The 12,235-nt window shown below is 73.5% G+C and carries 11 protein-coding genes; 9 read left to right on the top strand and 2 right to left on the bottom strand.

The features are described from left to right. The first annotated feature begins 29 nt into the window (after window positions 1-29). From ruvA to ACI793_RS06785, 7 genes are all read left to right on the top strand, one after another. Complete coding sequence (gene ruvA / locus ACI793_RS06755) at window positions 30-668, top strand: Holliday junction branch migration protein RuvA (RefSeq protein WP_456605603.1); 639 nt, start codon at window positions 30-32, stop codon at window positions 666-668. Continuing rightward, entirely contained in the window at window positions 665-1,789 is a 1,125-nt protein-coding gene (ruvB, locus tag ACI793_RS06760) for a Holliday junction branch migration DNA helicase RuvB (protein WP_456605604.1), read from the top strand. The genes ruvA and ruvB overlap by 4 nt, the downstream gene beginning before the upstream one ends. Window positions 1,790-1,952: 163 nt before the next feature. Then, on the top strand, window positions 1,953-2,285 hold the full coding sequence (gene yajC / locus ACI793_RS06765; protein ID WP_456605605.1) for a preprotein translocase subunit YajC: 333 nt from the start codon (window positions 1,953-1,955) through the stop codon (window positions 2,283-2,285). A gap of 14 nt (window positions 2,286-2,299) precedes the next feature. Beyond that, entirely contained in the window at window positions 2,300-3,943 is a 1,644-nt protein-coding gene (gene secD / locus ACI793_RS06770; protein ID WP_456605606.1) for a protein translocase subunit SecD, read from the top strand. Then, a complete protein-coding gene (gene secF / locus ACI793_RS06775; RefSeq protein WP_456605607.1) occupies window positions 3,940-5,331 on the top strand; it encodes a protein translocase subunit SecF in 1,392 nt (463 codons plus the stop codon). The genes secD and secF overlap by 4 nt, the downstream gene beginning before the upstream one ends. Beyond that, window positions 5,328-5,942, top strand: a complete 615-nt coding sequence (locus ACI793_RS06780; protein WP_456605608.1) for an adenine phosphoribosyltransferase — start codon at window positions 5,328-5,330, stop codon at window positions 5,940-5,942. The genes secF and ACI793_RS06780 overlap by 4 nt, the downstream gene beginning before the upstream one ends. A gap of 94 nt (window positions 5,943-6,036) precedes the next feature. Then, entirely contained in the window at window positions 6,037-8,493 is a 2,457-nt protein-coding gene (locus tag ACI793_RS06785) for a RelA/SpoT family protein (RefSeq protein WP_456605609.1), read from the top strand. Between the two features lie 133 nt (window positions 8,494-8,626). On the opposite strand, the gene ACI793_RS06790 is transcribed toward ACI793_RS06785, so the two are convergent. Next, entirely contained in the window at window positions 8,627-9,274 is a 648-nt protein-coding gene (locus tag ACI793_RS06790) for a class I SAM-dependent methyltransferase (protein WP_456605610.1), read from the bottom strand. Between the two features lie 10 nt (window positions 9,275-9,284). Next, the gene (locus ACI793_RS06795) at window positions 9,285-10,130 is read right to left on the bottom strand and encodes a peptidylprolyl isomerase (RefSeq protein WP_456605611.1); all 846 of its coding nucleotides are present in this window, start codon (window positions 10,128-10,130) and stop codon (window positions 9,285-9,287) included. 153 nt (window positions 10,131-10,283) lie between these two features. On the opposite strand from ACI793_RS06795, the gene ACI793_RS06800 reads away from it, so the two are divergent. Next, window positions 10,284-10,967, top strand: coding sequence for an MBL fold metallo-hydrolase (locus ACI793_RS06800; protein ID WP_456605612.1), 684 nt, complete (start codon window positions 10,284-10,286; stop codon window positions 10,965-10,967). Next, window positions 10,964-12,232, top strand: a complete 1,269-nt coding sequence (hisS, locus tag ACI793_RS06805) for a histidine--tRNA ligase (RefSeq protein ID WP_456605613.1) — start codon at window positions 10,964-10,966, stop codon at window positions 12,230-12,232. Before ACI793_RS06800 ends, hisS begins: the two co-directional genes overlap by 4 nt. Window positions 12,233-12,235 lie beyond the last annotated feature (3 nt).

Here is a 12,235-nt window from a genome sequence, read left to right on the forward strand (position 1 = left end):
AACGGGCGGCGTACGACGGAGGTGGCTCCGTGATCGCCAGTGTCAACGGCCGGGTGGCTGCGGTGTCGCCCGACGGTGCGGTGGTGGAGGTCGGCGGGATCGGGCTGGCGGTGCAGTGCACGCCGGGGACGATCGCCCGGCTGCAGGTGGGGGAGTCCGCCCGGCTCTCCACGAGCCTGGTCGTGCGCGAGGACTCGCTCACCCTCTACGGCTTCGCCGACGACGACGAGCGCCAGCTGTTCGAGCTGCTGCAGACCGCCAACGGCGTCGGCCCCCGGCTGGCGCAGGCCGTGCTGGCCATCCACCCCCCGCGCGAGGTGCGCCGCGCGGTGTCGATGGCCGACGTGAAGGCGCTCATGCAGGTGCCCGGCATCGGGAAGAAGGGCGCCGAGCGGCTGATCCTGGAGCTGCGCGACCGCCTCGGCTCGGTCACCACGGACACCTCGCTGGACGGACCCGCGCCGGCCGGGCTGGCTGCGGTCACGCCCGTCGCACCGTGGCGCGACCAGCTCACCTCCGCCCTGGTCGGGCTCGGCTGGTCGGGCAAGGAGGCCGAGACGGCGCTGGCGCAGCTGGCGCCCGTGGCCGACCAGCAGATCGTGGAGACCGGGTCGGTGGAGGTCGCCGTCCTGCTGCGGCAGGCGCTCCAGCTGCTGGGTAGGTCGTGAGCTCGCCCTTCGACCGGTCGATGACCGGCGAGGTGGCCGGTGAGCTCGGCCAGGAGTGGGCGGTGTCGCCCCAGGCCGGGGACGAGGAGCGGGTCGTCGAGTCGGCCCTGCGGCCGCATTCGCTGCACGACTTCATCGGCCAGCCCAAGGTGGCCCGCCAGCTCGCGCTCGTGCTCGAGGGGGCGAAGCGGCGCGGACGGCCACCGGACCACGTGCTCCTGTCCGGCCCGCCGGGGCTCGGCAAGACCAGCCTCGCCCTGATCATCGGCTCCGAGTTGGGCACCGCGGTGAAGATCACCAGCGGTCCGGCCATCGAGCGGTCCGGGGACCTCGCCGCGATGCTGTCGAACCTCGCGCCCGGTGACGTGCTGTTCATCGATGAGATCCACCGCATCGCCCGGCCGGCCGAAGAGCTGCTGTACATGGCGATGGAGGACTTCCGGGTCGACGTCGTCGTCGGGAAGGGGCCCGGCGCCACGGCGATCCCGCTGGAGATCAACCCGTTCACGCTGGTCGGTGCCACCACCCGCGCCGGTCTGCTGACCGGCCCGTTGCGGGACCGGTTCGGGTTCGTCGGCCAGATGGAGTTCTACGAGCCCGCCGAGCTGCAGCTGGTGCTGGCGCGCAGCGCCGACCTGCTCGGCGTGGAGCTGACCGACGAGGGCTCGGCGGAGATCGCCGGGCGGTCCCGGGGCACCCCCCGGATCGCCAACCGGCTGCTGCGCCGGGTCCGCGACTACGCCGAGGTGGAGGCCGACGGCCGGGTCACCCGCGCCGTCGCCGAGGCTGCGCTCGCCCTCTACGACGTCGACCACCTCGGGCTCGACCGGCTCGACCGGGAGGTCCTCGAGGCGCTGGTGGGCAAGTTCGGTGGCGGGCCGGTCGGCGTCGCGACCCTCGCCGTCGCCGTGGGGGAGGAGCCGCACACCGTCGAGGAGGTGTGCGAGCCGTTCCTCGTCCGCGCCGGCCTGCTCGCCCGCACGCCGCGCGGCCGCGTCGCCACGGAGGCGGCCTGGCGGCACCTGGGGCGCGCCCTGCCGCGCGGCGGGATCCCGCTCGGCCGGGTCACACCCGACCCACCCGGCGCGGGCTCGTCGTCAGAGCCGCTCTTCGACGCCTAGACTCCGGACCGCTGGCGCGCAAACTGAAAGGCCGCGGCCGTGCGCGCCCTTCCGGGCCGCCGCGCGCCGTGCACCAGATGCGCCGAGGCAACCGACGTACCCGAGCGGCCCCAGGGCCGCACCGACCGCGGAGCAGCACGCGCGGTAGAGAGGCACACCTGTCGTGGAGTACTTCCCACTGATCATGCTCGCCCTGCTGGCGGTGCTGCTGTTCGTGCTCCCGGCACGCCAGCGCAAGGCCATGGCGGCCCGTGCCCAGGCGCTGCAGGAGTCGCTGACCGTCGGCACACCCGTGATGACCACCAGCGGCATCCACGGCACGGTGGCCGCACTCCACGAGACCACCGTCGACCTGGAGCTCGCGCCCGGCGTCGTCGTGACGTTCGCCCGGCAGGCGATCCTGGAGATCCGCCAGCCGGCGGGCCCGGGCACCGGACTCCCCGGGGACGACGCTCCCGGCTCGGCCGGGGGACGCCCGGCCGACGGCACGCTCTGAGCCGGGGAGATCCCGTGGCCAACCGACCGCTCCCGGCCCGCCGGTACTTCGGCGCGTTCATCCTGATCGTGGCCCTGCTCTACGGCCTGGTCTTCTTCGTCGGCACCGAGCGGACGCCGCAGCTCGGGCTCGACCTGCGCGGCGGCACCACCGTCACGCTGACGGCCCGCACGCCCGACGGCGCCGCGCCCGACACCGAGGACCTCGAGCTCGCCCGCCGGATCATCGAGCAGCGGGTGAACGGTCTGGGCGTCGCCGAGGCCTCGGTCGTGACCGAGGGCGACTCGAACATCGTCATCTCCGTGCCCGGGGACGACGGCGACCAGGCGCGCCAGCTGGGCCAGACGGCCCAGCTGAGGTTCCGCCCGGTGCTGAACCTGGCGCCGGCCGGCGAGGCGCCGGCCGAGGACCCCGCTGAGCCGACCGACGGCGCGGAGATCACCGACCCCGCGGAGCCGACCGAGGGCGCGGAGGCCACCGACCCCGCGGAGCCGACCGAGGGCGCGGAGCCCACCGAGGCGCCGGCCGACGAGGCCCCGGCACGCGACCCGGACTCCCCGGCGGTCACGCTGGAGGAGGCTCAGGCCGCCTTCGACGCACTGACCTGCGGTGACACGGTCGCCAGCGACACCGCCCGCCCGGAGGACCACGTCGCCGCCTGCGGTGAGGACGGCGAGTTCAAGTACCTGCTCGGCCCCACGGTCGTCGAGGGCACGTCGGTGACCGACGCCTCGACGGGCACCCGCCAGGGCACCGGGGAGTGGATCGTCCAGCTGGACTTCGACAACGAGGGTTCCGCGGCCTGGGCGGCCTACACCGCCGCCAACGTGGGCAGCTCCGTCGGCATCACCCTCGACGGCCGGGTCATCTCCGCCCCGGCCATCCAGAGCGCGATCGTGGGCGGCACGACGGAGATCACCGGTCAGTTCGACCAGGAGTCGGCCACCGAGCTGGCCAACCAGCTCAGGTACGGCGCGCTGCCGCTGAGCTTCGAGCAGGCCACCGCCCAGTCGATCTCCACCGAGCTGGGTGAGGAGCAGCTGCGCGCCGGGCTCATCGCCGGCGCGATCGGCGTCGGCCTGGTCTTCCTGTACTCGCTGCTCTACTACCGGGCGCTCGGCCTGGTCATGATCGCCAGCCTCGTGCTGTCCGGCGTCGTCGTCTACGGCGTGCTGGTGGTGCTCGGCCGGGAGATCGGGTTCACGCTGAGCCTCGCGGGGATCGCCGGCTTCATCGTCTCCCTCGGCATCACCGCGGACTCCTTCGTCGTCTACTTCGAACGGCTCAAGGACGAGATCCGCGAGGGCCGCAGCCTGCGCTCGGCCGTGCCGCGGGCCTGGGTGCGCGCGCGGCGCACCATCCTGTCGGCGGACGCGGTCAGCTTCCTCGCCGCGGCGATCCTCTACGTGCTGGCCATCGGCGACGTGAAGGGCTTCGCGTTCACCCTCGGGATGTCGACCGTCCTCGACCTGGTCGTCGTCTTCCTCTTCACCCACCCGCTGATGGCGGTGCTGTCGCGCTACAAGTCGTTCGGCAGCGGCCGGGTCTCCGGCCTGGGGCAGGTCGACAGGTCCCGCCCGTCGTCGGCTCCGCGGGCCGACCGCGACCTGGTCGGCGCCACCGCCGGTGCCACGGCGCAGAACAGGAGCACCTCATGAGCCGCGACGAGCGGACCGACGATTCCGGCGTCCCCGGTCCCGAGGACGAGGTCGTGCCGGTCGGTTCCGACGCCGACGAGGCCCGGGACGCTGGTGACGCCTCCGACGAGGCGGCCGCCGCGATGGGTGACGACACGCTGGCCGGCGCCGGGCTGCCGCCCGAGGGTGGCGCCGAGCGGCCGGACCGGCCCCGCGGCTCGCTGGCGCACCGGCTGTACAACGGCGAGGCCGGCCTCGACGTGGTGGGGAAGAGCCGGCTGATCTACAAGATCACCGCGGTGATCCTGCTGCTCTCCCTCGCCGCGATGCTGTTCCGGGGCTTCAACTTCGGCATCGACTTCGCCGGCGGCAACAGCTTCCGGCTGCCGGGCTCGGAGTCCCAGCTCGCGGAGATCCGCGAGGCGGCCGGCGAGGCCGGGGCCGAGGTGGCCTCGGCGCAGATCGTCGGTGGCGACACCGTGCTGCTGCGCACCGGCGCCCTGGAGAGCGACGCCGAGCGCGAGGTCGTGGAGGCCGTCGCCGATGCCGCCGGGGTGGAGCCCAACCAGGTCAGCCCCGAGTCGGTGAGCGCCGACTGGGGCCAGAACATCACCAACCAGGCGCTGATCGCGCTGGCCGTCTTCCTGGTCGCGGTCGTGGCGTTCCTCGCCCTGCGCTTCCAGCCCAAGATGGCGATCGGCGCGATGGCCGCCCTGGTGCACGACATCGTCGTCACCGCCGGCATCTACGCGCTCATCGGGTTCGAGGTGTCGCCCGCGACGGTGATCGGCTTCCTCACGATCCTCGGTTTCTCGCTCTACGACACCGTGGTGGTCTTCGACAAGGTCGACGAGAACGTCAGGGACCTCGAGAAGTCGGCCCGCATGACGTGGAGCGAGGCGGCCAACCTGGCGGTCAACCAGACGCTCATGCGCTCGATCAACACCTCGGTCATCGCGCTGCTGCCGGTCGCCGGGCTGCTGTTCGTCGGGGCCGGGCTGCTGGGCGTGGGGACCCTCAAGGACCTGGCGCTGGTCCTCTTCGTGGGCCTGGCCGCCGGCACGTACTCGTCGATCATCCTGGCGACGCCGATCGTGGCCGACCTCAAGGACCGCGAGCCCGAGGTGCAGGCGCTGCGCCGGCGGGTGCTCGCGCGCCGGTCCTCCGCGGCGCGGCAGGGAGGCGCCCCGGCGGGGCCGGTGGCCAGCGCGCGCCGTGGTCGTCGCCCGGCCGGTGGCGGCGGTACCGCTGTCGCGGAGCTGCCCGGCGAGGTGCAGGCCGACGTCGTGATCGAGTCGCCGTCCTCCGTGCGGCCCGACGCGTCCGGGAGCACCGCCGCGCCGCGTCCCGGTGCCCGGCCGCAGCGTGCCGACGCCAAGGGCCGCCCACCGGGCAGGAAGCGCCGGTGAGCGCGGTCCCCGCCCAGGAGTCGGTGCAGCAGCCGCTGGACGAGCTGATCGCCTCGCTGACCGTCGACGTGCCCGACCACCCCGAGCCGGGGGTGCTGTTCCGGGATCTGACGCCGGTGTTCGCCGACGGCCCGGCCTTCCGCCGGCTGGTCGCGGGCCTGGCCGCACCGGAGAACGGCGATCCGCGGGCCGCGGCCCTGGCCGGTGGCGACGACGCGGGTGCCGACCACGCCGGGCCGCCGTTCGACGTCGTCGTCGGCGTGGAGGCCCGCGGGTTCCTGCTGGCGGCCGCCGTCGCGCTGTCCGCCGGGGTCGGTGTCGTCCTGGTCCGCAAGGCCGGGAAGCTGCCCCGCGAGCGGATCGCCGCCGACTACGTGCTCGAGTACGGCACCGCGACGCTGGAGCTGCACTCCGACTCGATCCGCCCGGGACAGCGCGTGCTGGTGGTCGACGACGTGCTCGCCACCGGCGGCACCCTGGCCGCGGCCGTCGCCCTCGTGGAGCAGCTCGGCGGCGTGGTCACCGCCGTCTCGGTGGTCGTCGAGCTGGCGGCGCTGGGCGGGCGGGAGCGCGTCGCGCCGCACACGGTGCACGCCCTCTGGACCACCTGACCGGGGGAGGCGCCCCGCCGGTGTACGGCGGCGCCACGCCCGGCGCGGCTAGCATGGTCAGGGTCCTCCTCTCCTCGAACCCGCGGGAGTCGCCGTGGCCTCCGACGTAGCCGCCGACGCCGCTCCCGCGCGCCCCGGCACGCCCGGCACGACCACCGACCCGTCCCCGCCGGACGGGGCCGCGTCGGTGGCCCACCGCCCACCGTTGCCGGAGCGGCCCGCGGTGCGCCGCCCGGACGACGTCGGGGCCGAACCCGGGGACGGCGACCCCGCCACCCCGCGCCGTCGCGTCCGCGACCGGCTGGCCCGCCGGATCGTCGCCGGCCAGCGCAGCCCCGTCGTCCGTCCGGTCCTGGAGCCGCTGGCCGCACTGCACCGGCAGAGCCATCCCAAGGCCGACCTCGTCCTGCTGCAGCGGGCCTACGACGTGGCCGAGGCCGCACACTCCGCCCAGAAACGCAAGAGCGGCGACCCCTACATCACCCACCCGCTCGCCGTCGCGACCATCCTCGCCGGCCTCGGGATGGACACCACGACCCTCGTGGCGGCCCTGCTGCACGACACCGTCGAGGACACCGGCGTCACCCTCGACTCGATCACCACCGACTTCGGCCCCGAGGTGGCCCACCTCGTCGACGGCGTCACCAAGATCGACAAGGTGAAGCTGGGTGACGCCGCCCAGGCCGAGACGATCCGCAAGATGATCGTCGCCATGGCCCGCGACCCGCGGGTGCTGGTCATCAAGCTCGCCGACCGGCTGCACAACATGCGCACGCTGCGCTTCCTCCCGCCCGAGAAGCAGGAGAAGAAGGCGCGCGAGACGCTGGAGATCCTCGCCCCGCTGGCCCACCGGCTCGGGATGAACACCATCAAGTGGGAGCTCGAGGACCTCGCGTTCGCCACGCTGTACCCGAAGCGCTACGACGAGATCGTCCGGCTGGTCGCCGAGCGCGCGCCGTCCCGGGACACCTACCTGGCCGAGGTCACCACGACGGTCCAGGAGCAGCTCAAGGCCGCGAAGATCGAGGCGGTCGTCACCGGCCGGCCCAAGCACTACTACTCGATCTACCAGAAGATGATCGTGCGCGGCCGCGACTTCACCGACATCTGGGACCTGGTGGGCATCCGGATCCTGGTCGACTCGGTGCGCGACTGCTACGCCGCGCTGGGCATCATGCACGCCCACTGGCAGCCGCTGCCGGGCCGCTTCAAGGACTTCGTGGCCATGCCGAAGTTCAACATGTACCAGTCGCTGCACACCACGGTGATCGGCCCCCACGGCAAGCCGGTCGAGCTGCAGATCCGCACCCACGACATGCACCGGACCGCCGACTACGGCATCGCGGCGCACTGGAAGTACAAGGAGAGCGCACGGGCCGGCGGCCGGCCAAGCGCCGGTGAGTTCGGTGCCCCACCCAAGGTGGGCTCGCCCGACGACATGCTGTGGCTGCGCCAGCTCCTGGACTGGCAGCGCGAGGCGCAGGAGCCCGGCGAGTTCCTGGAGACGCTGCGCTACGACCTCGGTCCGCAGGAGGTCTTCGTCTTCACACCGAAGGGCGACGTGGTGAGCCTGCCGGGGGAGTCGACGCCGGTCGACTTCGCCTTCGCGGTGCACACCGAGGTCGGCTACCGCACCATCGGCGCCCGGGTGAACGGCGCCCTGGTCTCGCTGGACCGCAAGCTGTCCAACGGCGACGTCGTCGAGATCTTCACCTCGAAGTCGCCGACGGCGGGGCCCTCCCAGGACTGGCTGTCCTTCGTCGGCTCGTCGCGGGCGCGCACGAAGATCCGCCAGTGGTTCACCAAGGAGCGGCGCGAGGACGCGGTCGAGGCGGGCAAGGAGGCGCTGACCCGCGCCATGCGCAAGGCAGGCCTGCCGCTGCAGCGGCTGCTCGGCGGCGAGGCGCTCAGCACGCTGGCCAAGGACCTGCGCTACGCCGACGTCACCGCCCTGTACGCGGCGGTGGGGGAGAACCAGATCTCCGCGGCCTCGCTGGTCGAGAAGCTGATGACGGCGCTCGGCGGCACCGAGGGTGCGGTCGAGGACATCGCCGAGACCGCCATCCCCACGAGCCGGCCGGCGCCCCGCCGCTCCTCGGGTGGCGACCCCGGCATCGTCGTGCACGGCATGACCGACGTCTGGGCGAAGCTCGCCAAGTGCTGCACGCCGGTACCCGGGGACCGCGTGCTGGGCTTCGTCACCCGCGGTGGCGGCGTGAGCGTGCACCGCACCGACTGCACGAACGCCGACGACCTCCAGCGCAAGCCCGAGCGGCTGGTGGAGGTCGAGTGGGCCAGCGCGCCGGGGTCGGTCTTCCTCGTCGCGATCCAGGTGGAGGCGCTGGACCGGCACCGGCTGCTCTCCGACGTCACCAAGGCGCTGGCCGACGAGCGGGTGAACATCCTGTCCGCCTCGGTGCAGACCAGCCGCGACCGGGTGGCCATCAGCCGGTTCACCTTCGAGCTGGCCGATCCTGCCCACCTCGGTGCGGTGCTGCAGACCGTCCGCAACGTCGACGGCGTCTTCGACGTGGAGCGCGTGACGGCCTGACCCCGCGTTGGGATCAGGCGACGTGACTCCCGCGCTGGGATCAGGTGACCTGATCCCAGCGCGTCCACCCTCACCGTGCACCGAGAGGGAGGACGCTCCGCGGTGAGGGAGGACGCTTCCGCGACAGCGCCGGTCAGGGCAGGCGGGCGGCCACCACCGCGTAGAGCGGGTCCCCGCGGCCGGCCGGGGTGCGCAGCGAGACCTCGGGCTCGGTGAACCGGTGGGTGCGACGCACCAGCTCGGCGACCAGCTCTCCGTGCTGCTGGTCGTCGGTGAGCAGCCAGCCGCGCACGGCCTTGGTCGGGAAGCACCGGTTGGAGAAGGTGATCGCCAGCGTGCCGTCGGGTCGCAGGACCCGCCCGATCTCCTCGAGCACCTCGATGGGCCGGGTCAGATAGTCGATCGACACGCAGCAGACGGCGGCGTCGACGTCCTCGTCGGGCAGCGGCAGCCGCGGATCGGCGTTGAGGTCCTGCACCACGCGCTCGGTGGCCGCGGTGTTGGCCGCCAGCTCCGCGGCGTTCATCCCCAGGACCACCAGCTCCGCGGGCGGCGTGCGGAAGTGCGAGACCCACGAGGACATCAGGTCGAGCACCCGCTGCGGCCGGGGCGCCGAGCCGTCGATGCCCAGCTCGGCGTAGAGATCCCCCACGGCGCCGATGGCGCCGTCGTCGATGTGGGTGACCAGCCGTGGCGGGCCGTAGAACAGCTCGTCGGGTCGTTCGTCGTCCCGGCGGAAGAAGCCCTCCGGGAAGCCGGCGTACAAATCGGTGCCGGTCACGGGGCCGGCGTCACGCCACGACGGAGAGGGTCTCGATGGTCACCGGGGTGGCCGGAGCGCCGTCGCCCTCGGGCCCGACACCTTCGATGCCGCCGGCGGCGACCTCGTCCAGCACCGCCAGCCCGGCCTCGTCGACCGTGCCGACGACGGTGTACTCGGGCGGGAGCTGGGTGTCGGTGAAGACCAGGAAGAACTGGCTGCCGGTCGAGCCCGGAGCGGCGGTCTTGGCCATCGCGATGGTGCCGCGCGGGTAGGTGGTCTCGGGCGTGACCTCCTCGGCGTACTTGTAGCTCGGGCCACCGGAGCCGCTGCCGGTCGGGTCGCCGCACTGCAGCACGCCGAAGCTGGGCTGGTTGACCAGCCGGTGGCAGGTGCTGCCGTCGAAGAACGACTGCTGCGCGAGGTAGGTGAAGCTGGCCGTGGCGCAGGGGGCCTTCGCGCGGTCCAGGGTCAGCGTCAGGTCGCCCTGGTCGGTGCTCATCAGCAGCGTGCTGGTGCCCTCGGCCGGCGTCGCCTCGGGGGCAGGAGGCGTGCCGACGTCGGTGAGGTTGGGATTGCCCGAGGTGTCGGGCGCGTAGGTGCAGGTGACCGTGCCGTCGGGATTGACCACGGCCGGGCTCGCCGTCGCGGGCGCCGTGTCCGTCGGGGTGGGGTCGGCCGACGCCGTCGAGTCGTCGTCGTCCCCGCTGAAGACGCCGGTGAACAGCAGCACCGCGCCGACGACCACGACGGCGGCGATCGCGGCGAGGGTGATGCCCAGGTTGCGGCGCCGCTTCTGGGCCTGCTCGGCACGGCGCTCCAGCTGCCGCTGCAGGTGGCGCTGGGCAGCCTCGCGGCGCTGCTTGTTCGTGGGCATGGGTGGGCACTCCTCGGACGGGCGGCTGCTCGGCGGGGCGGCGGCCCGGCGGACGGGCGCCGCTCGGCGCGGTCGACGTCGGAGTCTAGGTGGCTGAGCTGTCCGTTCCCTGGCACGCCCGCCGGCGCGGGGGCGCCCGCGTAACCTGCACGGGTGCTCATCCGCTCGTTCCCCGCCGGTGCCTTCGGGACCAACTGCTACGCCGTCGCGTCCGGCCCGGGGCAGGAGTGCGTCGTCGTCGATCCCGGCATGGACGCCGTCGAGCCGCTGGCCCGCATGCTGGCCGACGACGGGCTCAAGCCGGTCGCCGTGGTGCTCACCCACGGCCACCTCGACCACACCTTCTCCGTCCTCCCGGTGTGCGACGGCTACGACATCCCCGCCTACCTGCACCCCGACGACTTCGGCATGCTGTCGGACCCGGTGCGCTGGCACGGCCCGCAGCTCGCCCCGCTGCTCGGCGGCCTCCGGCTGCCCGACCCCGGCGACGTCAAGGCGCTGGACGACGGCGCCGTGCTGTCGCTGGCCGGCGTCGACCTCACCGTCCGGCACGCGCCCGGGCACACCCAGGGCTCGGTGATGTTCTCCCTCGACCTGGGGGACGCCCCCGGACTGCTCGCCGGCGACGTGCTGTTCGCGGGCTCCGTGGGCCGGGTGGACCTGCCCGGCGGGTCGTGGGACGCGATGCTCACCTCGCTGCGCGACGTCGTCCTGCCGCTGGACGACGAGACGATCGTGCTGCCCGGGCACGGGCCCGCCACGACGATCGGTCGGGAGCGGGCGACGAACCCGTACCTGGCCGAGGCCGCCGCCGAGCCGAAGGGCCGGGGGCTGTGAGAGCGGACCTGGCCGCGCCGAAGGGCACCTTCGACACGCTGCCGCCGGACTCGGCCCGTTTCCTCGCGGTCCGCGACACGCTCACCGCGCCGCTGCGGCAGGCCGGGTACGGCTACATCGAGACTCCGGTGTTCGAGGACACGGCCGTCTTCGCGCGCGGGGTGGGGGAGTCCACCGACGTCGTGCAGAAGGAGATGTACACCTTCGACGACCGCGGTGGCCGCTCGCTGACCCTGCGCCCGGAGCTCACGGCGGGCCTGATGCGCGCCTTCATCGAGCACCGCCTGTACTCCGGCGCGCTGCCGGTCAAGCTCTGGAGCGTGGGCTCGGCGTTCCGCTACGAGCGCCCGCAGGCAGGTCGGTACCGGCACTTCACCCAGGTCGACTGCGAGGCCCTCGGCGTCGACGACCCAGCGCTGGACGCCGAGGTGGTGGCGCTGGGCGTGCAGGGCTTCCGCGACCTCGGCCTCACCGACTTCGAGCTGCTGCTGACCTCGCTGGGCGACGAGACCTGCCGGCCGCAGTACCGCGAGCTGCTGGTCGCCTACCTGGCGAAGCTCGACCTGGACGAGGAGACCCGCCGGCGCGCGCAGATCAACCCGCTGCGGGTGCTGGACGACAAGCGGCCCGAGGTGCAGGAGCAGCTCGGCGACGCCCCGCTCATGGTCGACCACCTCTCGGACTCCACCAGGGCGCACTACGACGCCGTCCGCCAGCACCTCGCCGACCTCGGCGTGGCCTGGACCGAGGCGCCGCGGCTCGTGCGCGGCCTGGACTACTACACGAAGACGACGTTCGAGTTCGTGCACTCCGGGCTGGGGGCTCAGTCGGCGATCGGCGGCGGCGGCGGGTACGCCGGGCTGTCGGCGGCGCTCGGCGGCCCGGACCTGCCGGGCATCGGCTACGCCGTCGGCGTCGACCGCACCCTGCTCGCGGTGCAGGCCGAGGGGCTCGACGTCGGCGCGAGCGCCGGCGTGCAGGCCTTCGTCGTGCCGCTGGGGGCGGAGGCCAAGCGGCTGGCCGTCCGCCTGGTCGGGCAGCTGCGCCAGGCCGGGGTCACCGCCGACACCGTCTACGGCGACCGCGGGCTCAAGGGCGCGATGAAGGCCGCCGACCGCTCCGGCGCCTCGCACGTCCTGGTCATCGGCGACCGCGACCTGGCCGAGGGGGTCGGGCAGCTCAAGGACATGAGCACCGGCGAGCAGACCGCGGTGCCGGTCGCGGAGCTGTTCGACGCGCTGAAGCGTGCGACGGTGGGGGCGTGACTT

The sequence above is a fragment of the Blastococcus sp. SYSU DS0617 genome, from assembly GCF_054051075.1.

What these genes read in the sequence shown, in the direction of transcription:
- secF (WP_456605607.1), top strand. Translation starts at nt 3,940, where the DNA reads ATGAGCCGCGACGAGCGGACCGACGATTCCGGCGTCCCCGGTCCCGAG.
- ACI793_RS06795 (WP_456605611.1), bottom strand. Translation starts at nt 10,130, where the DNA reads ATGCCCACGAACAAGCAGCGCCGCGAGGCTGCCCAGCGCCACCTGCAG.